Source organism: Rhodopirellula sp. P2, from assembly GCF_028768465.1.
Taxonomy (GTDB): Bacteria; Planctomycetota; Planctomycetia; order Pirellulales; family Pirellulaceae; genus Rhodopirellula.
On sequence record NZ_CP118225.1, the window covers coordinates 4680018 to 4701000 of the forward strand.

General features: G+C 57.9%; 14 protein-coding genes. 7 read left to right on the plus strand and 7 right to left on the minus strand.

Annotated features, from left to right (window positions below):
• Nucleotides 1-4: 4 nt before the first annotated feature.
• Nucleotides 5-1036, minus strand: coding sequence for an ABC transporter ATP-binding protein (locus tag PSR62_RS16595; RefSeq protein ID WP_443217437.1), 1032 nt, complete (start codon nucleotides 1034-1036; stop codon nucleotides 5-7).
• Nucleotides 1037-1083: 47 nt separating this feature from the next.
• A complete protein-coding gene (locus tag PSR62_RS16600; RefSeq protein ID WP_274404127.1) occupies nucleotides 1084-1530 on the minus strand; it encodes a hypothetical protein in 447 nt (148 codons plus the stop codon).
• Between the two features lie 388 nt (nucleotides 1531-1918).
• Here PSR62_RS16600 and PSR62_RS16605 point away from each other — a divergent pair, with 388 nt between their 5' ends.
• The 5 genes from PSR62_RS16605 to PSR62_RS16625 all read left to right on the plus strand — a co-directional run bounded on the left by PSR62_RS16605 (nucleotide 1919) and on the right by PSR62_RS16625 (nucleotide 10225).
• The gene (locus PSR62_RS16605; protein ID WP_274404128.1) at nucleotides 1919-3037 is read left to right on the plus strand and encodes a sensor histidine kinase; all 1119 of its coding nucleotides are present in this window, start codon (nucleotides 1919-1921) and stop codon (nucleotides 3035-3037) included.
• A 184-nt stretch (nucleotides 3038-3221) separates the two neighbouring features.
• Nucleotides 3222-7457, plus strand: a complete 4236-nt coding sequence (locus PSR62_RS16610; protein WP_274404129.1) for an FtsK/SpoIIIE domain-containing protein — start codon at nucleotides 3222-3224, stop codon at nucleotides 7455-7457.
• A 30-nt stretch (nucleotides 7458-7487) separates the two neighbouring features.
• Nucleotides 7488-7850 (plus strand): hypothetical protein, encoded by a 363-nt coding sequence (locus tag PSR62_RS16615; RefSeq protein ID WP_274404130.1) that lies wholly within the window; start codon nucleotides 7488-7490, stop codon nucleotides 7848-7850.
• Between the two features lie 401 nt (nucleotides 7851-8251).
• The gene (locus tag PSR62_RS16620; RefSeq protein ID WP_274404131.1) at nucleotides 8252-9307 is read left to right on the plus strand and encodes a hypothetical protein; all 1056 of its coding nucleotides are present in this window, start codon (nucleotides 8252-8254) and stop codon (nucleotides 9305-9307) included.
• A gap of 6 nt (nucleotides 9308-9313) precedes the next feature.
• Nucleotides 9314-10225, plus strand: coding sequence for an NAD(P)-dependent oxidoreductase (locus tag PSR62_RS16625; protein ID WP_274404132.1), 912 nt, complete (start codon nucleotides 9314-9316; stop codon nucleotides 10223-10225).
• 8 nt (nucleotides 10226-10233) lie between these two features.
• Here the strand turns inward: PSR62_RS16625 and PSR62_RS16630 are convergent, their stop codons facing one another.
• Genes PSR62_RS16630 through PSR62_RS16645 form a run of 4 tightly spaced genes read right to left on the minus strand, consistent with a single transcriptional unit; the run spans nucleotide 10234 to nucleotide 14715 of the window.
• A complete protein-coding gene (locus PSR62_RS16630; RefSeq protein WP_274404133.1) occupies nucleotides 10234-11652 on the minus strand; it encodes an MBOAT family O-acyltransferase in 1419 nt (472 codons plus the stop codon).
• Nucleotides 11649-12749, minus strand: coding sequence for a hypothetical protein (locus tag PSR62_RS16635; protein ID WP_274404134.1), 1101 nt, complete (start codon nucleotides 12747-12749; stop codon nucleotides 11649-11651). The genes PSR62_RS16630 and PSR62_RS16635 overlap by 4 nt, the downstream gene beginning before the upstream one ends.
• Nucleotides 12746-13723, minus strand: a complete 978-nt coding sequence (pssA, locus tag PSR62_RS16640) for a CDP-diacylglycerol--serine O-phosphatidyltransferase (protein WP_338020087.1) — start codon at nucleotides 13721-13723, stop codon at nucleotides 12746-12748. The genes PSR62_RS16635 and pssA overlap by 4 nt, the downstream gene beginning before the upstream one ends.
• Nucleotides 13720-14715: a phosphatidylserine decarboxylase family protein gene (locus PSR62_RS16645; protein WP_274404136.1), complete on the minus strand. Its 996-nt coding sequence runs from the start codon at nucleotides 14713-14715 to the stop codon at nucleotides 13720-13722. Before PSR62_RS16645 ends, pssA begins: the two co-directional genes overlap by 4 nt.
• Nucleotides 14716-14838: 123 nt before the next feature.
• Here PSR62_RS16645 and nadB point away from each other — a divergent pair, with 123 nt between their 5' ends.
• Nucleotides 14839-16521, plus strand: a complete 1683-nt coding sequence (nadB, locus tag PSR62_RS16650) for an L-aspartate oxidase (RefSeq protein WP_274404137.1) — start codon at nucleotides 14839-14841, stop codon at nucleotides 16519-16521.
• 507 nt (nucleotides 16522-17028) lie between these two features.
• Here the strand turns inward: nadB and PSR62_RS16655 are convergent.
• Complete coding sequence (locus tag PSR62_RS16655; RefSeq protein WP_274404138.1) at nucleotides 17029-18432, minus strand: OprO/OprP family phosphate-selective porin; 1404 nt, start codon at nucleotides 18430-18432, stop codon at nucleotides 17029-17031.
• A 342-nt stretch (nucleotides 18433-18774) separates the two neighbouring features.
• Here PSR62_RS16655 and PSR62_RS16660 point away from each other — a divergent pair, with 342 nt between their 5' ends.
• Nucleotides 18775-20955: a DUF5722 domain-containing protein gene (locus tag PSR62_RS16660; protein ID WP_274404139.1), complete on the plus strand. Its 2181-nt coding sequence runs from the start codon at nucleotides 18775-18777 to the stop codon at nucleotides 20953-20955.
• The last annotated feature ends 28 nt before the right edge of the window (nucleotides 20956-20983 follow it).

A 20983-nucleotide genomic window follows, 5' to 3' on the forward strand; every position in this document is an offset into this window, starting at 1 on the left:
AGCATCACGGCGTCGGGTCGGCGTCACGGCCGGGCAAACCGGCTTGTTGAACCAATCGCATGAACGTGTGTTCGAGAGTGTGTCGATGCGGTTGCAGGGTGACGATCGAGCCATCCAGGCTGCGCACCACATCCACACTCGCGTCGACGTCGGCTTGTTCGTCGCAGTCCAATTGGACACGCCAAAGATCATTCGATTCCTTCGAACGGACCAACTGCCAAGCGGAATCGGTCGACACCATTGGCTGCAGATGCTCCTGCAACGTTTCCAACTTGGAACGGTCCAGTTCAATCTCCATGTGAATCGTCATCGCCGACTGGGAGACTTCCATCCCGGGACCGCTCAAGTTGTTGATCGGTCCCGACGCCAGCACGCGGCCCTTGGCCATGATCGCCAGGTGCGTGCACACCAATTCCACCTCGTGCAGAATGTGACTGTTCATCAAGATCGTTTTGCCAGCGTCTCGCAAACGTTCAATCACTTGACGCACCTCGGACCGCCCCACGGGATCCAAGCCATCGGTGGGTTCATCCAGCACCAACAGATCGGGATCGTGCATCAAGGCTTGAGCCAGTCCCAATCGCTGCAACATGCCTTTGCTGAACTGCCGCACCGGTTCGCGATCTCGACCGGCAAGTCCGACCAACTCCAACAACTCGTCGCTGCGTCGGCGGATTGTCGCGCCGTCGAGTCCACTCAGTCGACCGTAATACTTCAGTGCTGTCCGAGCAGTGTGGTGCCGATCAACTCGCAACGACTCAGGCAGATACCCGACTCGACGACGAGCCGCTGCCGATCCGGCTGGCAAACCAAACAAACTGGCGGTTCCACCGGAGGATCGGATCACTCCCAGCAAGATTTTGATCAATGTCGTTTTGCCAGCCCCGTTGGGACCCAGCAGACCGAAGACTTGACCGGCATCCGCGTTCAGAGTGACTCCCGAGAGAGCATGCACGTGAGCGGAACGCCGCCAGCTTCCGCGATAGGTTTTCTGCAGCCCGTTGACGGACACAATCGTTCCATCTTTCACGGGCATTTCGAGAGACGCGGCAACGCTCTCGGCTGGATCGGAGGCGAAAGAACTCACGCCAGCAGATTCTTCAGCGTCAGCAAGAACAACGTCAAAGCAGCCACCGCCATCATCGCGGCCAAGAACAAACGATTCGCTGGGTGTCGCCACGAAGGGCCGCTGACCTCGCGATCGTACAGGGAACGAAAGCCTTCGCGTTCCTGAGGGGTATCAAAAACCCCGTCTTCAACCAATTCCTGCAGCCCGAACTGGATTTGATACTCGACGACTCCAAACACGTCTTGCCGGTGATGGCCGTCGTCAACGCCTTTGCCTTCGAAGTACCAAAGTTGGTTGCCGAACTGATTCTCGGACTCAGCCCGGTCGTCGACACATTGCAAGCGAACGATCTCACTGGTGTCCGGGCAGAACTTTGCCTTCGCGAGCGCACGGACGCTGTCCAGACGAACCTGCTGGAGCGTTCTTTCGGAATATTGTCGTTGCTGCGTTTCGGCACGCATGATCCTATCTCCGCGTGGCAATGAAGAAGACACTTGGTCTTCATGAGAATCATTATTGCCGGTTGGGCAACTGCCGTCATGGTCGGAGTCCCACTTTTGAAGAAGTTTTGACTCATTTTTGTCTTGTCACGATCTGCCACCCACCCCGCGGTGTGGCAGCCTGTCACGACCACCATCCTCACCTCGCACACCTTCGGAGGCTGGATTCGTAGACGACCGGCCCATTCCAACAGGCGTTCGGGCTTGCCCCGCCGGCCAGACACCCGTTCCCCGGATCCAATCTTTGGCAGGCTTCTTCGGTGCAACGAAGAACGCTGCTATCTTGCTGCAGAATCCTTCGCAGTTGCGGACCTGAGCGTCCCAGCTCACCGGGAATGTGAAGAACCAAGTGTCTGGTTCAATTTCAACTCGCCTTGCAAAGGACACGGTCATCGTCTCGCCCATTTCGAACCGCCCGTTGACCCTGCGAACGCCCGTCACTCTGGGCGTGGTGTTGATTGTCTTGGTCGTTTTGCTGACCGCCGTTTGGATCAGCGGAACGGTTTGGGGCGCCGTCCGCAACGATTCCACCTCGGGCATGTTCTGGGTGATGCTCGGTGCCGGGGCCCCGCTCTTGATCGCGGTTCTGGCCGGAGTCATCGCTTACCTGACCCTGTCGGTCAAAGCGTTCAATTTGAATCGTCGGCAATCCAACTTCATCGACTCCGTCACCCATGAACTCAAAAGCCCGATTGCGTCGCTCAAACTGTACCTGCAAACGATGACCCGTCATGACGTCAGCGTGGAACAACAGAAGGAGTTCCACCTCATCATGCTGGAAGACGTGGAACGTTTGGACAGTCTCATCAATCACCTCCTCGATGTCGCTCGAGTTGACCGGGGAGGCGAAGCGTACGAGGCCTGCGATTTGTCACTGGACACCGTGCTTTCCAAGTGCGCCCAAGGAGCCTGTGTGCGATACAAACTGCCTCCTGAAACAGTCCGCGTGAAATGCCCGCCCATTCTCGTGCACGCTCCCGTCATCCAAATTGAAATTCTGTTTCGCAACTTGATCGACAACGCCATCAAATACGGTGGCTCGCCTCCCAAGGTGGAGTTGACCGCGGTCTGTGCCGCCTCGGGAGACATCACCGTTTCCGTTTTGGACAACGGCACGGGAATCCCTGCCAACCTGCGTCGCAAAGTCTTCGGGCGATTCGTCCGCCTGGGCAGTGAACTGGAACGCAGCCAACAAGGCACCGGGTTGGGCCTGTACCTGGTTCGCAACATCACCCACGCCATGGGTGGCCGCATCAACATCCAAGACGGTCACTGGGACGTCTCGACCGAATCCGCCGACAATTCCCAGTCGGCCACATCCGAAGCAGACACGCCCGGAACCGCCCCCCAGTCATGCCAACAGGGAACACGCATCGATGTCACGTTGCCCAATGGCAAACTGGCTGAGCCCAAGACTCCGCCTGACTCACCACCCCCGGACGACGCACCGGACGCGGCAGAAAAGTAGCAGTGGAACAATCACTCATCATGCAACGATGAAAGCTGCTGGCTCAAACGCTGGTTGCAACCGCGGGGACCTTTGGGACTGACTGCGCAACTCTTCTTGAACGCTCAAACTTCATCCGTCTGGTTTTGATTTCGATCGCCTCCCAAACGCGCCAGGTGCGCCGGATTGGAGTAGAATCGAAACCATGAAAGACTCTGCTGTTTCGCCTGCACTGCTGTTTGCTCCGGAACGCCAACGCCGTCTGCTTCATGGATTGATCCAACGCGTTGCGGCTTCCCGAGAAGAACATTCTCGATTGGTTCGCCAACAAGGCGACCAACATGCGGACATCGAACAGCGTTTGACAGACCAACTCGCTGCCGTCAAGCAGAACTGCCACACCGATCGCATCAACACGCTCAGGCAGTGGGACATCGCGCAGGAACAAATGATCGCCGCGTACGAGGTGGCGACGCTGCAGACGCGAGACCAGCTGCGACGATGCGGCGTCCGTTTCCGACGGCAGCTCGCCGAAGACGAGGCGGTGATCCATGGCAAGGTTGAGAAGCGACTGATCGCGATCAAGAACCAGTACAACGCCCGCAAGGATCAGCCGAAGAAGCTCGCCGCGAAAGAACATCATCAGCTCGACGCTGCTCTTGCGGAATCAAACGAAGACATTGAGTGGGCTCGGGCGCTGACGCTCCGCCGACTCAACCGATTGCTCGATGTCCAAACGCCCAGCGATCTGTACGCTGAATTTGGTGAAGCCCCACCGCACAAGGTGGAAGACGCGCTGGAACTCATCCGCCGACAGAACCGTCGCTTGAAGGCCACCGTCTCTGAGATGCAAACGGGATTCGCCGCGCATGTGGTGGACGCGGTGTACTACCTGCCCTCGCTGGTCGCAGTGCTGCTGTTGATTTTTTCTGGCACCTCGATCTTGCTGAAAGCGGAACCGCTCATTCACTACTTGATCGGTTCCGTCATCGTTTCCGGTTTGATCGGGTTCACGTGCTACCTGATCTTGATGTGGCCGTTGCGGAAGATGACTCGGTCTTTGCACCCTGCGACCGAACGAATTCGCTTGGCATCGCAAGACGCTGTGCTGCAGGCCAAACGAATTTCGACAGCCGCCGCCAAGAAAACCAGCCAGGAACTGATCCTGCAACGTGACTCGCACATCAAGGAGGCTCAACAGTGGCAACAGAACCAACTCCAGGACCTCCGCGAAGACCTGGCCGCAAAACAGGTCGCCGAAGAAGCACGGCTGAAGGACCAGTTGAAGCGAATTGAGGAACAGTTCCAAACCAGCTTCGCGGATCTTCAACAATCGATGCGTGAACGGGCAAATCAAACGGCCACCGACATCTCCCAAAAGCTCAGCCAATCGGATGCGGCGGCGGGCCAAACCCTGCAAGCCGTGGCGGAACAGCACCGCCACACCTTGGAATCACTGGCGCAACGATTGCAATCTGGCATGCATCGCGGGCTGATGCGAATCCTCGCTGCCAATGATTTGGTCGAGTATCGGTATCCACACTGGGACGAATTGCTTTCCAATCCTCCCCCGCAACATCCTGGCATCGATTTCCTGCCGCTGGGATCGATCCGGTTGGGAAATCGCCTGAAGCAGCAATTCGATTCGGCTCTGGGATACGACACTTCTCATCATTTGGAGAGAACCGGTGACCCCCACGACGAAGCTGACATTCTGAATCGGTTGCAAGTTCCCGACACGATGCCGATCGCAATGCACCGGAGAAACCATTCCGGCGTGATCATCGAGGCGCCCACTGCACACATCGAGGATGCAATCAACATTGCGCATCAGATGCTCTGGCGTTTGCTCAGCGCTGCCCCACCCGGCCAAGCTCGTGTGACTCTGATTGATCCAGCTGGTCGAGGACAAAACTTCTCCAGTTTCCTCGCTTTGGCAGATCACGCCCCCAGCCTGATTCACCACCGCGTCTGGACTCAGGGCGACCAAATCACAGCTCGGATCGCAGACATCAGTCAGCATGCTGAAAACATTTTGCAGTCCTGTCTGAGGGACCAGTACAAACGCTTGGAAGACTACAACGAGGTGGCTGGTTCGCTGGCGCAACCCTACGAAGCGATCGCCGCAGTCGGATTTCCTGACGGGCTGTCTCGCGAGGCCCATTCGCACCTGGCATCACTCATCCGCAGTGGAATTCGTTGCGGTGTGTTCGTGATTCTGGTCGTGGACAACAAACACGAATGGCCGGCGGACATGCCGATGTTTGACCATCCCAATTTGCTGCGTCTGAAGTACGGCGATGCAGGGTTGGATACCGGCGAGGAAACGGCTCGCAAAGACCCGTCGGTTGCCTTTGATGGAATCGATCGTTCCAGTTTGAACGGCGAACCCGTGCAACCCAACGAAGATGGCATCATCCCAATCGGCAGCAAGCGTCGTGTTCGAATGTTGGATGAGGGCCTGACCGCCGGCCATTGGCGGTTGCTCAACGCGGGATTGGACGAATTCGAATTCTGGCCCGCTCCACCGCCAATGCCCCAAGACCGCTCGGCACTGATCCAGCGCATCGGGCGACTGGCCCAGGAAGCCTCTCGCGTCATCGTGCCGTTGACCTCGTTGCTGCCCGAAGAACGCATCCCGACAGCGGATCACACCAGCACGGCCGCTGACGGTCTGAACATCGTCATTGGCAGCTCCGGGGCAGGACGGCACCGGTCACTCGATTTGGGCGAGGGTGTTCGGCAACATGTTCTGATCGCCGGTAAAACGGGCTCGGGCAAGAGCACGCTGCTGCACAGCATCGTCACGTCCGGCGCAGCGATGTACTCCCCCGATGAATTGCAATTCTATCTGTTGGATTTCAAGAAGGGCGTTGAATTCAAGATCTACGCCGATGCCAAACTACCTCACGCTCGCGTCATTGGCATTGAAAGCGAACGCGAATTTGGACGCAGTGTCCTGCAACGACTCGATTCAGAGATGACCACCCGAGGCGAATTGTTCCGGGCCGCGGGCGTCCAGGAACTGGGTGCCTATCGGCGAACCTGCCCTGCCAAAGTCATGCCCCGTTTGATGCTGGTCGTCGACGAATTTCAAGAGCTGTTCACCCGGGACGACACGCTGGCATCTGACTGCACCGCGCTTTTGGATCGGCTCGTTCGGCAAGGCCGCTCGTTTGGAATCCACGTTGTTCTCAGCAGTCAATCGTTGGCTGGTGCCAACAGTCTCCCGCGGGCCACGCTGGGACAAATGGCGGTTCGAATCGCGATGCAGTGCAGCGAAGCCGATGCCGCCTTGATCTTGTCCGATGACAACACCGCGGCTCGATTGATCTCCCGCCCTGGTGAAGCAATCTACAACGATGCCAGTGGTCTGGTCGAAGGCAACCAGCCCTTCCAAGTCGCTTACTTGGAAACCGCTGAACAAGTTCAACTTCTCAATGAAGTTGGCCAGCGAGATGAAGCCTGGAATCGGGAACTCGGCGCCGCCGTGGTTTTCGAAGGCAACCGACCAGGTCGTTTCACGGCTGAAATGGCACGCCAAGCCATCGACGCTTCACAGCCCTCTGACACGCTGGTCGGATTGCTGGGGGAAGCCGTTGAACTCGGCCCGCCCTGCGCCTTGCGATTCCAATCCAACACAGGTCGCAACGCCTTGCTGATCGGGTCGGCTCGCAATCGGCCCAGCGTCCTGAGCTGCATCATTGCGTCCGCGAAGGCTCATCGTCCAGAGCTCGCCTTGGTCTTGTTTGATGGTTCCCGAGCCGAAGAAGGTGACTCGGTCGCGCAGTGGACGCAACAGCATGATGTGGACGCACAAATCATCCGGACTCGTGACGCTGAGACCGCCATGATTCAGCTGGCTCAATTCGTGGGCACCCGACTGGGCAAACCCACCCAGGAAGCGTCGACCACTGACGAACTTGGCACTCCCGCCCCTGCGTTCAGCCTCGATTCGACTGGCACCCTGGTTTCCGCTAAGAACCAAGCGAACGACGTTTCCCCCATTGAGAATCTGCCGCTAAGCAACGACACGCCCCTGTTGGTCGTGCTCGATGGCCTGGATCGGTTCCGCGACCTCCGTCAGTCGGAATCGATGAACTTCTCGTTGGACGCCGCCAGCCAAATCTCTGGTTGCGATGCGTTGCAAACCGTGCTTCGTGAGGGCCCCGCCGTCAACGTGTTTGTCATCGCGAGTTTGCCCTCGGCAGAGACATTGAATCGCTGGTTGCCCCGTCAAAGCCATCATGATCTGGAATTGCGTCTGGTCGGGCCGCTCAATGCCGGCGACTCTTCGCTTCTGATCGATTCCCCCGCCGCGGCCGATCTCTCTGCCGCCACGATGATTTTGTACGATGATTCCGATGGGCGAATGACAAAATTCCGGTTGTGCGACCCGCCCTCGTCAGGAGAATTGACGTCGTTGTTGGCGACAACTTGACTCTCCATTTTTCTCGTTCGGAATGTTCTCTTGGCCAAGTGTGACGAAGGCTATCGATGCGAAGTGTGCGGCGAAGATGTGATGTCGATCGTCGACAGCGATCTCTACCTTCGCTACGTCATCGGACACCTTGATCCCGAGAAACTCCATGTTTCTCCCGAGCGACACATCCGCTGCAATCCCATTTTGGCACAGTGCATTCGCGACCAGCGAGTCCATCCGGTCACCCTCACGGGCCCATTTGCACTCTCGGAACTTGATTCCAGCCACGCCGAAGCAATGGTGGAACTGGTCACACGTGGCTATCAACGTCTGTGGGAAATCAATGCCGAGGACGGCGACCGAGACGTCACCGACTACCCGCTGCCCGACGTTCGCACGCGTTACCAATAGCAATGGCAGCCAGCACCATCATCAGCTGCTGCCGGAATGAGTCGCGACGGTGAACCGTCGTCGGTGACCACACGATTGATGCGGTGCTGGCAGGATCGTCGGTTCTCAACGAGTGCACACGGAAATGATCCGTTGATCTATAGTGTGGGACCGCACACCTCAACCGCCTCCCTGCCCCGCCTCCGATACGCCAGTGCTTTTCGTTGGGAACTCCACCGAGGCCGTGCGACCATGTTCGGTCGCCTTCGTCGCCACACCAACCTCTGACGGAGTTTGGCGTCAGGCTTGGCTGTTTCGCGAGGCCGCGCGTTGGCAAGCCGTTTTGTCACACCCCGCCGGCTGAGCAAGCGAGAGAAGCCCTGACAACGTCCATCCCACCTCCTCTCCCCACCGAGTCCATCATGCAGCCCAACTTGATTCGCAACCTCGTCTTGGCGTTGGCAGCGTGCACGCTGCCCGCCCCCCGGCCACTGCTGCTGGCCGACCAACCACCTGTTCTGCCGGTTGAAGTGCTGATCGGACCAACCGAACCATCTCCTCAAAACGCCCCCGCCCCCGGACCATTGCGGACTCCGTTTGCAGTGGAGTTTGATTCCCAGAACCAAATGTGGATCGTCGAATTTGATGGCGGCCGCGTCTTGCGCTGTCCCCCCAATGCACCCACCAACCCAGTGGTGATCGCTGGCCCAGAATCCGCAACCGAAGACAACTCGCTGGGCTACGTCGACGGCCCTGCTCGCGCCGCACGCTTCAACAAGCTGCACAACTTGGTCATCGACCGCGACGATGTCTTGTACTTGTCGGATCACGCCAACCATTCGGTTCGACGACTGCTGCAGAACGATCAAGGGGAGTGGATTGTCGACACCTTTGCGGGACAAGGCCAATCAGGGCCTGCCACCGACAACGTGGATCGGAAACAAGCGACCTTTCGCGAACCGATTTGCATCACCTTGGACGCCAAGCAAAATCGTTTGCTGATCGCGGACATCGGCAACCAAGTCGTCCGTTCACTCGACCTTCCAACGGGAAATGTTTCCATCCTTGCCGGGCAAACCGCCAAGTTCAAAGATCCACGTGCCGTGGAGTTGTCCCCTGATGGTCGTTTGCTGGTGCTGGAACGCAACGGCAATCGTCTCCGCCGGGTCGAAGCCAGTGGCAGCATCACGACGCTGGCGGGAAGCGGAAAGAAAGGCAAGGCCGATGGCGCGGCTGACCAAGCCAGTTTCAACGGTCCCAAGCACATGGATGTCAGTGAAGATGGGCTGGTCTTCATCGCGGACGACGTCAACCATTTGATTCGCGTTTACGATCCGCATACAAACGTCGTGCAAACGTTGAATCTAGGCGAATACACGCTTCGTCGTCCCCATGGCGTTTGCATCCACGACGATCAACTTTACATTGCCGACAGTTTCAACCATCGCATCTTGCGAGTTCCCCTCCCAAAGAAGTGAAAGCTCATGACCAACGATCAATCGCTCCCTAAAATTGGATGGATCGGCACGGGAGTGATGGGGGCCAGTATGTGCGGGCATCTGCTCGATGCTGGCCACGAGGTCGCGTTGACGACCCGAACGTTGGCAAAAGCCGAGTCCTTGCTCAACCGCGGTGCGACTTGGTACAGCACCCCCAAGGACGTCGCCGCAAACAGCGACCTGGTCTTCACGATCGTTGGTTATCCGCACGACGTTCGAGAAGTCATCCTCGATCCCGACACAGGCGTGCTGGCAGGTTGCAAACCTGGCAATGTGATGGTTGACATGACCACCAGTCAGCCATCGTTGGCGGTCGAAATCGCCGAACAGGCCGCCAAGCGAGAAGTGGATTCGCTGGATGCCCCCGTTTCCGGCGGTGACACGGGGGCCCGCGGTGGAACCCTGTCGATCATGGTTGGCGGAAGCACGCGAGCACTCAAAAAAGTCCAACCCTGCCTCTCGTTGATGGGCAAAACCATTGTGCATCAAGGCGGCCCCGGCGCGGGCCAGCACACCAAAATGGTCAATCAGATCTTGATCGCGACCAACATGATCGGCGTCTGCGAAGCACTCGTCTACGGTCACAAAGCGGGCCTGGACCTGCCGACCGTGATGCAATCGGTTGGCTCCGGTGCAGCAGGGAGCTGGTCACTGAACAACTTGGGACCGCGAATCATCGACAACCAGTTCGGCCCCGGCTTCTATGTCGAGCACTTTTTGAAAGACATGGGCATTGCCTTGGAAGAGTGTCGTGCGATGAAGCTTTCCATGCCAGGCTTGGCTTTGGCTGAACAACTCTACCAATCCGTCGCCGCTCAAGGGCACGAGCGAGATGGAACGCATGCACTTGCTCTGGCCATCGCAAACCTGTCCGGCATCGATTGGAAAAACCGTTGAGCAAACGCTCAAAACTGAAAGTACACAAACGGCCGAAAGCCACGCGGAGCGTACAACACCAACGCCCAGATCATCATGGCAGTCGCAACGGGCGTGAACCAACGGTCAGCGGGCAAACGCATCCATCGTCGCCCACGAGTTCGCCAAACCAGGTGTTCCGCCACCATGCCGACCAACGCCATCAATGGCAAGGGAGGCAACCAGAGGATGGATCCTGCTGCGGCCCATGTCTCGGTCGAAGCCACTGGCAACGGCACGGATGACGGCCACCCGATCAATCCGCGATAAACCGCCAACGCGTTCTCAAACGAGGTCGCCCGGAACAACACCCAGCCGAACAGAACGACACTCATCGTCGCACACCAACCGGCCACCTGCGGCAGCGGCAATCGTCGCGCCCGCGCAACCACGAGCGCGGCCCCGTGCCCAATGCCCCAGCAGACAAACGTCAGGGCGGCTCCGTGCCACAGCCCACCCAGCGTCATCGTGATCATCAGGTTGCGATTCGTTTGCGAGACAGTGCCGCGAGAACCACCGAGCGGAATGAACAAGTAGTCACGCAACCAAGTGGACAACGTGATGTGCCACCGGTGCCAGAACTCACCCACCGAGCTCGAAAGGTATGGGTGGCGGAAGTTCATAGGAAAGCGGTACCCCAACATCTTGGCGATTCCAATCGCCATGTCGCTGTACCCGGAAAAGTCATAGTAGATCTGCCCTGCGTAAGCGAACACAGCCAACCAGACCGTCGCAGGGTGATACAGCTCCGGACCCGCGAACACGCCATCGACAAGGTCAGCCAGATGATCCGCAATCAAGACCTTCTTCACCGCACCGCGAAGCAACTGCTGAGCGCCGTTGTACATTCGCTTGGAATTCCACGTTGGGCGTTCTGCTAATTGCGGCAGTAAATGAGCCGCGCGAACGATTGGGCCTGCGACCAACTGCGGAAAGAAGGCCACATACAACGCGAAGTCCAACAGACTCTCAGTGGGCGACATCTTCCGGCGATACACATCGATGGTGTAACTGAGCGTTTGAAATGTGAAGAACGAGATCCCCACCGGCAACACGATCGGCAACGTCGACGCATTCATCCCCAGCGAACGCACCAACGGTTCCGCGGTCTCGACAAAGAAATTGAAGTACTTGAAGAACCCCAGCATGCCAAGGTTGACGACCAAACTGCACAACAACCAACGCTTGCGGGTCGAATCTTCCGCACTCGCAGCAATTCGTTTCGCGACGAAGAAATCCACCGCGGTCGATAACAACAACAAGCCACAAAAGCGAACGTCCCAGTACGCGTAGAAGTAGTAGCTGGCCAGCAACAGCAGGCCGTTGCGAGCCACGCGCCCACGCAGCATCCACGCGATTGAAACGACCACCGCCAAAAAGCAGAGGAACTCGAGTTGCGTGAAATTCACTGGGGGCCTCCAGCGTTCACCAGCGAGCGGTCACCACGTTGAGATGCCTTCCAACGCTTCGCGAATTCGCGGGCAATCAATCGATAGCCAACTGGATTGAGGTGCCCGTTCCCAATCCGTCCGTTCTGGAATCCGTGAGGGAAGACACCGCGTCGCACGGATTCGCGAAAGGCAGGCCGACAATCAATGATCTGGATGGATTGTTCCGCCGCATGTTGCTGGACAATTCCCCAAAGAAGGTCATCCGGATCTTCCCAACGCAACGTTCCGTCCATGATGACTGGACAACGCGGTGCGTAAACGATCGACAGCGGTTTCGTCGTCGCATCTCGCAGCGAGACCAAACGGTCCAGGATCCAGCGTTCCGCAGCAGCTCGATCGACGTGGTCTTCAAAGGTGATCCGCATTGGTTCCCCCAAAGAACGAACCGGGCCGATGCCAAACCGCAGTCGACGCCGAGCAAGCGTGTCCGGATCGGTGAACAGGTTCCGCCCAGCATGCAGCACGAAATCGGGCACGCAGCGGGTCACTTGGTTCATCCTCGCGATCTGCGAAGAATCCACTGGCGTTCTCTCGTCGGGCGTCTTCAACGGGACCATCAAATCCACCATCTCGCAAAGCAAAATGACGTGTTCATCCACTGCGAAACCCGCTTCGCTCCAAGGCAATTCAGCGGTCCAGTCTGACACATCATCACCGCTGCTCGCCAACGGCAGGACCTGCACCGGCGAGCGTCTTAGCTGATCACGACCGGCTGGCGATTCAAGCTCCGATTGAAGCTGTTGCCACAGCTTCTCTGAATCAGCAACACAAACCCCTTCGGCTTGCGAGTCGCCCCAAAGAGCAATCACGGCAGCCCGTGACGTCTGCGAATCTGTCTCCGCTGGCAAGCTGGTTCGCCCCATCATCCCATGCGGACCGATCGTTGTCGTCGCATAGCCCTCGGCACGCCAGCGATACGATTCGCCCGGACTCAGCAACACCCGCTGCCGAATCGGATCGTACTGCCGAGGCACGTAACTGCGCACGAACCATGGCGATGTTGCTGCGATGATCAGGGTGCCCAGTGACAGACCGATCAACCAACGGACGATCATCCGCTTTCAGCCGACGACGGCGAGGGAGACCCCGGAGACGAAGAACCCGGAGGAGTCTGCTTGCGTTGCAACAAAGATCGAATCGGCGACGTGAAAGCGAAGTAGCAGAACACAACCGGAAGCGCGACCCAGTGCAGCAGCAGAATTCCGACGACCGCAAAGAGCGCTTGCCCGATTTGATGCGGGGCTCGTCGTCCCCGAACCAGTTGAGCAAACACGTGGGGATACTCGTAACGGGACACCATTAGGAACGCCAGCACCAACGCCAAGGTTGGGATCACATAGTGCGACGCGTCCAAGGCGATGCCAGCCAAAGAATGGATCCAGTCGGGATAGCTTTCCCCCACTGCGAAATCTGCCAAGTCAGGGATCGCGATCGCAAAGGCGGCGATTGTTCCGGCTGCGGCGGGGGAGGGCAATCCTTCGAAACCCTCGTGGTCGTCGTCTTCCGAGGTCTCCACGTTGAAACGAGCCAGCCGAATCAACACACAGAGTGCAAACAGAACGCCGATGCCCCAAGTCAAACGTTGCAGCAACACGTCGCTGATCCGCCAAACGATGACTGCCGGAGCAACTCCAAAGGTCACCGCATCGCAGAGAGAATCCAACTCCGCGCCAAACCGACTGGCTTGACCGGTCAACCGTGCCGCTGACCCATCCAAGGCGTCGAACAACATGCCGCCAAAGATCAACAGCCCGGCCGCAAAGAGTTTGGATTCCGGTGTCCAATCCAATGTTCCCGTGCTGACCGCGATCGCGATCGCCGCCAATCCGCAGACGCCATTGCCCAGCGTCAACAACGTGGGCAACACCGCCAGGGTCAACCGCCGACGCTTGCCAGAGCGACGTTTGCGGCGACGTCCAAATTTCGAACGATCAACGAACTCCTCCTCTTGGATGAGGTCGGATTCGTCGTCGACGCTGTCGTCGTCCAGGAAGGGTGGTCGTGGTTTCAGTTCGCTCATTTCGATCAACCTTGTTGATAACGGGCGAACACAGTCGAGCCGGCACACACCTTTTCACCGACTTGAGCCACGATCTCGAGGGCTTCGTCGCGAGGGATCACCAACTCGGTTCGCGAACCCAGTTTAATCATTCCGAATATTTCTCCGCGTTGCAAAACATCGCCCACGCGAGCCCAGCAGACAATTCTTCGCGCGAATTGACCAGTGACCTGCCGAATCCGGACAATTCGCCCGCCAATTTCAGGACATTCCAATTCGACGTCCATGTTTTCGTTTTCTTTGGACAATTCGGAACGCAACGGATTCAAAGATTTCCCCGGGCGATAGCGAACCCGCACGACTTTTCCCGGCATCGCAATTCGATTGGCATGCACATTGAAAATCGACAGGAAGATTCGAAAACGGATCGCAGCCCCAATGACGGGGTCATCCACTTCAGCGATCTCGACCAGTTTGCCATCCGCGGGGGACACCACCGTGCCAATCGCATCCGGAACTTTGCGGCGTGGATTTCGAAAGAACCATGCCACCAGGCAAGCCGCGATCAGGAATGGCAAGGCCAGGGGCCACCAGAACCACCCGAATAGAATTGCCAAGACGACCGAAAAGGAAGTCAGCACGATCATTTCGGCCAACCCAACCCGCACAAACGGCAGCGACTCTCGCCAGAGAAACGGGTCATCGGCATCCGCCCACCAATAACTGTCTTGGTTGCGATAGTATTTCATGTCTCGCGAATCCACCGGATCGAACGGCAACTCGCCGCGATGCCCTTGGCGGCGATCTCGCATTTTGGCCACGTACTTGGGACGGACCGCTCTCAGCCATGCTCGCCGGACTCTCCCCCATGCCAACTCGACGGACATCACCACGCCGCCACCGGGCTGGATCGATTTCAACGAGGGATCCATGGCAGGTACTTCCGCCGCCAGCGCATCCGTGCTCGGCGGATGCGGGTCGTCGAGCGGGATGGAAGCGTTGGAGGTCAAAAAGCTGGCCATGGATTCAATATGAAAGCCAAAACGACGGCTTGGCAGGGGGCCGGTCAGCAGGAAGCGTACTGGTTACACTGTGAAATTGTCGAGAACACTCGCGCTCGAATTTGTTAACACGATGGATGGACGATGATCACTCCCCGGTATCTTTTGCCTTTTGATTCGCGAAGAGCCCTTCATCGTTTCACGGATGTGTTGGTCATCGGAGGTGGTTTGGCTGGCCTGCGTGCAGCCAACGCGGTGGAACCGAACCTTTCCGTTTTGGTCGTCACCAAGGACGAACTGCGCGAATCCAACAGCAACTACGCTCAAGGTGGCATCGCCGGGGTCTTGGATCCCGAGGATTGCTTTGATGATCATATCCGAGACACGCTGATCGCGGGCGGCAACCTTTGCGACCCCGCTGTTGTTGCTCGTGTTATTCACGAAGGTCCCCGACGAATCGAAGAACTGATTCACTGGGGCACCCAATTCGACAAACGCGAGGGCGAACTGGCGCTCGGCCGAGAAGGCGGGCACAGCCACGAACGCATCGTGCATGCGATGGGCGACGCGACCGGCCGGGAAGTCATGCGGGCTGTGATCGCTCGTTCACGTGAAGCCGCCAACATCGACATTTGGGAAAACGCGTTCACCGTCGATTTGCTAAGCCAGGAAGGTCGTTGCCACGGCGCACTCGTGGTCACCCCGGACGGCCGTCCCACGATGGTCTGGGCCAAGGAAACGATTCTTTGCACCGGCGGCGTTGGCCAAGTCTATCGCGAATCGACCAACCCTCCCGTTGCCACCGGTGACGGCACCTCGCTGGCTTACCGAGCGGGTGTCCAACTTCGCGACATGGAATTCATTCAATTCCACCCCACCGTCCTCTACATCGCTGGTTCCTCGCGATCGCTGATCACCGAAGCCCTGCGTGGCGACGGTGCCTACTTGCGAGACGCGACCGGACATCGGTTCATGCCCGACTACGACTCTCGTGGCGAACTGGCACCGCGGGACGTGGTCAGCCAATCGATCGTCAACCAAATGAACGAGACCGCGCACCCCTGCGTGTACTTGGACCTTTCGCATCTCAACGCGGAACACGTTCGCACTCGTTTCCCCGGCATCGCGGAAACTTGTGGCAAGTTTGGCTTGGACATCGCGACCGATCGCATTCCCGTTCGGCCCGGTGCCCACTACATGATTGGTGGTGTTCGAGTCGACATGCTGGGCCGAACCAGTCTGCCAGGATTGTGGGCGGCGGGCGAAGCCACCAGTTCTGGATTGCACGGTGCCAACCGGCTCGCCAGCAACAGTCTGCTGGAAGGATTGGTGTATGGGGCGCACGCCGGCGAAGCCGCCAGTCGCTCGGCAGCGGAAGGACCGCACAAAATGGTCGCCCGTCGCATTCAACACGCTGATCACACACTCAGCGAATCGTTCGACATCGCCGACGTTCGCGTCTCCCTGAAAAGCCTGATGGGTCGGTTGGTCGGTGTCCAACGTGACGCCGAAGGGTTGCGACAGGCGGACAGCCAAATCCGATCGCTCGCGGCCTATGTGATGCGACACCAATTCGACAAAGTGGAAGGCTGGGAACTCCAAAACCTGCTGCTGACCGCCCACTGCATGGCATCTTCGGCACTGGCTCGGACGGAGTCACGCGGCGTGCACCTTCGCAGCGACTTCCCGGAACCCGATGACGAGAACTGGCGTTGCCACCTCAACGTTCAAGTCGATGTGGACGGCGGCATGCCCCAAAAAGGCGAACCGATGACGTCTCCTGTGATCACCCGCGAATCAACGCAAGCCAACTCAACCGCCGATTGAAACAAGCTGACTTGAATTGGTTCTCTCTCAGTCCTGCTACCTCACTCTAAGCAGGTACGCAGGAATGATTGGGTTTCACCTTGTGAGCCGTTTGGGCGTTAGCCTGGGCTGTCAAAAGGTTGGTATTGACACCGCTTTGGACTGCGCAGGTTTCGTTCCTCGACTTCGCCCCAACGGGGCAGCCCTATGCCAGCCCAGGGCAACGCCCTGGGTTGTGGCGGGACCAAGATTACAAAGCCCCAACGGGGGCGGTCCTAGCGGGTTTTGGGGAGTCTTACTTAGGCCGCCCCGTTGGGGCTGGTGTAGGAATCTCCGTAACGAAACCCCAGGCGATGCCTGGGGCTATCTTCGAGCTGCCCCGTTGGGGCGTAGGACAGAATAAAAATCAACGTCGCGTTTTCCGTGTTAATACCAACCTTTTGACAGTCCAGCGTTAGCCCCGGTTTTACGTGGGGACCGTGGCTAACGCCAAACGGCTCACATACCCGATGACACCTGCGTACCTGCTTAGAAATCCAGGTGGGCACGCATCGCAAAGATGTTGGCGTCGCTGTCGCCATTGACCGGACTGTCCAGCATCGCATGGATGTAGTTGAATTGGAACTTGGTGTGTGGGTTCCAGTGCCAGTTGACTCCTGCCGTGATGTCGCTCAAACGACCCCCCTGAACATTCGCGTCGTTGAAGTCCAGATACGAGTAGCGAACCGCCAATTCCCAAGCCCCGATGCCGCCGTCCTTGCCGACACTGCCATTGGGCACCACATCGCCAAACACGCCATTCTTTTTGTCATACGAACGCTGCTCACCAGTCAGAAAATAGCCGGCGTAGGCGTAGGCACCCGGCAGGGCAACCGTCGGCCCGCCAATCTGATCGACCACGCTGACCAGGTATTCTGACTGGGCGTAAAACGATCCGGTCGACGCCGCGAGTTCCGCACCAAACAGATTGGTGTGCTCCGCATCGATGAGGCCCGTGTCAACAAAAAATGGAGTGTTCACTGCAGTGGCAGCCGGCACGCCGCCACCTGTTTCGCTGACAAACACTTCGGGCTGACTGCGGTATTGAAACAGATCGTTCGAAGGATCGATGAAGCTGTAAGCTCCCCCGATATGGAAGCGAACGTTGCCCGGCTCGCGATCAACCAGCAATCCGGTCACACGGGCAGCTGTGCCATAGCCACCGTTCTCACCGACACTGCCCCCATAGACATCGGTGGGGAAACGGAATCCGCTGACCGCCCAAGTCATCAAATCTTCTGAGGAGGTGCCGTACAAGACGGCCCCCACCTGACGGAACGGAATCAAGGCAAACGGCAAGGACCGTTCCATGAACGTCAACTCTTTGACGCTCGTCAATCCTTCCATTCCGATCGGTTGACGGAACTGGCCAATCCGCAGATTGCCATCGCCAATCACATCTTCCATGTCGACCCACACGTCCATGAAACTCGGACGTCCCGGGAAACCAAAGTCCATTTCCAGTGAGTAGCCGACGTTGTCCCAAACATTCCCAACCGCAGCCAATCGAGCTCGGCGAAAGTCCGAGCCATCTTCCGCATCCCCCACCGCAGCGATGTTTCGCTCGCTTTGATGGAACCAAGCGGTGTCGGCTTGGAAGAATCCGGTCAGCCGCGCAGTGGGATACTTGCTGGAAGCCGAGGGACTGCAAGAAATTGCAGGGGACTCTTCCGCGTGAATATAAACTGGCTCCTGCGAAAGTTTCGAAGCTTGTTTCAATTCGTCGATCTGAGCCTGCAAACCTGCCAACTGCTGGGACATTTCATCCGAATGATTCTCCGCAGCGTTTCCCGCAATCGACTCCTCCGACCATGTCTGTTCCAGTGAAGCCTCTGTGGGCGACTGTGCAGCAACTCCGCTTCCCAGCACCATGCGTTCCTGGGCGGTGCTCACCGTCGCTTGAATGCCAACCAACGTCCACGTGATTAGGGCGATGCGCAGGGTGGTTCCACGGAAGTATGATTGCCGTGTCCCGCATCGCTTGCCGATTGCTTGCCCAGTCATCCATCTGCCTTTGATTGGTAGTCATTCTTTTCGATCCAACCCTTGCCGCCCGGATGACCGGTCCGCAGGGATTGATCCTTCGCATCGCTTCGATGATCAAAATCGGCACGTCTGCCGGCCGGATGCAGACCGACTCATCGAACCGTTACAATCAGCTCAAACGCACCTCCCCGCTGGCGACATTCCCCTCCTTCGTCGCCGAGCTCCCTCCCCACCCAACTCACACTTCGAATGAATCTGTTTCTCGATTGGTCGCCTCGCCAAAGACGATGTTTCACGCCCGTCGTTCAGAACCTTCTGGCGGTTGTCGTTGGCTTGGCTCTCACCGCCCTTTTGAGCGTCCGAGCGGTGGCCCAGACCGAGCCCACCGTTCCCCCACGAACCATCCCGTTTTCCGGTGACCCGACACAGCTCAAACACTTGGAAATGGAACCGGCCGACGGCGCGATCGCCTTTCAAACCACCGGCAACGATCCGTTCATCGCCTTCCAGATCCCGCCGACACCCGCCAATCAACGACGCTGGATTTTGGCGATGGAAGTGTTCTGCCCGCAGGGAATTCAGAACATGCAACTGTTCTACGGACAACCTTGGACCGAACAGCGTCGCGTTGACCTGCCCCATTTGAGTCGCTCGGAAGGCTGGACCACCTACACCTGTGACTTGTCCCTCGGGCAACCTTTTTTGCGTGAGGACCAGCCGCTCTGGTTGCGACTTGATTTCGGAACCGTTGCCAACAAACGTTTTCAAATTCGAAATGTGGTGCTGCGTTTGGAAACTGATTTTGAGTTTCGACAACACCAGGAAAAACGGGAACGCGTTGAACAACTGGAACGGCTCAACGAACAGATCGCATCCTACTATCAAACACCATTCCCGATCGATATCACTACCGTTGAACACACGGCGGGCGAGATTCTTGTTGCAGGCAAAACGGTCGGCGAACTCTCAACCGCCAACCTGAGTTTGATCGCGCGAGGGCTGGCAGACATTTCAGCCATCCCCGCGAAAGTGAATTCGAAAACCTTCCTTCGTTCGATTCGGATTGGTGCGGACGGTCACTTCACCGTTCGCATCCCGGCCGGCAAACAATCCACGCTTCGCGACACAGGGCTTCGCTGGCAAATTGTGTCGATTTCCAGCCAACTGGACTCGGATGGAATACGATCCACGACTCCGTTTTCAGCCGTCCACCACGTCGATCGCTACGACGCGGCAGAGGCCAAGCAGCTTGCGCCAACTCCCAAGCTGCAAGCCGCCAAAGGCATGACTTGTCTGGCCGAACTGGCGCCCGAACACGTCGAGGAACTCGGACTGGCCCACGGTTCAGTCAATCTTGTTCTGAGCAATCTGGTCTCGCTGACGCCTCGCCCTGGTTTTCAACCCATGAAAATTCGCGGCCGGGTGCGATATGTCAATCAAGCCGCCATGCGACACCTGAATCATCGCGTTCAAAAGGGACGCGACGCGGGCTTGGTGATGGCTGCGATCTTGTTGATCCCCAATTCTCAAACCAAGTCGACCAAGGATGCTCCCAGTTTGGAGCATCCTGACGCTGATCCCGCTGGCACGTACACGATGCCGAACCTGACGGACGAAGCATCCGCCCAACTGTACGCCGACACGCTCGACTTCCTGGCGGATCGCTACAGCGAAGGCAACCTTCGAATCGATCACTGGATCGTGCACAACGAAATTGACGCCGGATGGCAATGGACCAACATGGGCGAAGTCCCCATGCACATCTATCTTGACCATTACTTCCGCTCGATGCGAATGGTCGATGCCGCGACGCGACGCATCAATCCACACGCTCGCACCTTCATTTCGTTGACGCACCACTGGAACCTGGAAGATCCGCCGCATTGGCGCTGGTACGCGTCCAAAAACATCATGCAGGCGCTCGTCCGCCACGGTGAAGTCGAAGGCAATTTTCCGTGGGGACTGGCCCATCATCCCTACCCCGAAAGTTTGTGGGAATCCGACACCTGGAACGACAACGTGGAGTTCTCGCTCGATGCCAGCATGTTCACGCTGAAGAACTGGCAGGTGCTCGACGACTGGATGCACACCGAACGCTTGCGTGATCCCGATGGCAACGTGCGTGCGGTGCTGCTCAGCGAACAAGGGTTCCACGCCTCCGAAACCGATCCGGAAGCATTGGAACAACAAGCCGCCGCGGTGCTCTACACGTTCGAACAGGTTCGAAAATGCGGATCCATTCTCGCATTCGACTATCACCGCCCCGTCGACAATCGCAACGAAGGAGGCCTGCATTTGGGCCTGCGTGGGCTGGGTTCTCCCGAGCAACCACGCGGCGCGGCCAAACCCGCGTGGGATGCTTACAAATCGATCGGAACCTCCTCCGAATCAAACCTCCGCACCCGCTACCAATCTCATTGGAAACAATGAACGACGCCATGACTGAACCGTCCGGAGA

Bases quoted from the DNA above. Each gene is read 5' to 3' on its own strand.
- PSR62_RS16610 (WP_274404129.1), top strand. From the start codon at position 3,222: ATGAAAGACTCTGCTGTTTCGCCTGCACTGCTGTTTGCTCCGGAACGC.
- PSR62_RS16635 (WP_274404134.1), bottom strand. From the start codon at position 12,749: ATGATCGTCCGTTGGTTGATCGGTCTGTCACTGGGCACCCTGATCATC.
- PSR62_RS16620 (WP_274404131.1), top strand. From the start codon at position 8,252: ATGCAGCCCAACTTGATTCGCAACCTCGTCTTGGCGTTGGCAGCGTGC.
- nadB (WP_274404137.1), top strand. From the start codon at position 14,839: ATGATCACTCCCCGGTATCTTTTGCCTTTTGATTCGCGAAGAGCCCTT.
- PSR62_RS16625 (WP_274404132.1), top strand. From the start codon at position 9,314: ATGACCAACGATCAATCGCTCCCTAAAATTGGATGGATCGGCACGGGA.
- PSR62_RS16595 (WP_443217437.1), bottom strand. From the start codon at position 1,036: ATGCCCGTGAAAGATGGAACGATTGTGTCCGTCAACGGGCTGCAGAAA.
- PSR62_RS16660 (WP_274404139.1), top strand. From the start codon at position 18,775: ATGAATCTGTTTCTCGATTGGTCGCCTCGCCAAAGACGATGTTTCACG.
- PSR62_RS16600 (WP_274404127.1), bottom strand. From the start codon at position 1,530: ATGCGTGCCGAAACGCAGCAACGACAATATTCCGAAAGAACGCTCCAG.
- PSR62_RS16645 (WP_274404136.1), bottom strand. From the start codon at position 14,715: ATGGCCAGCTTTTTGACCTCCAACGCTTCCATCCCGCTCGACGACCCG.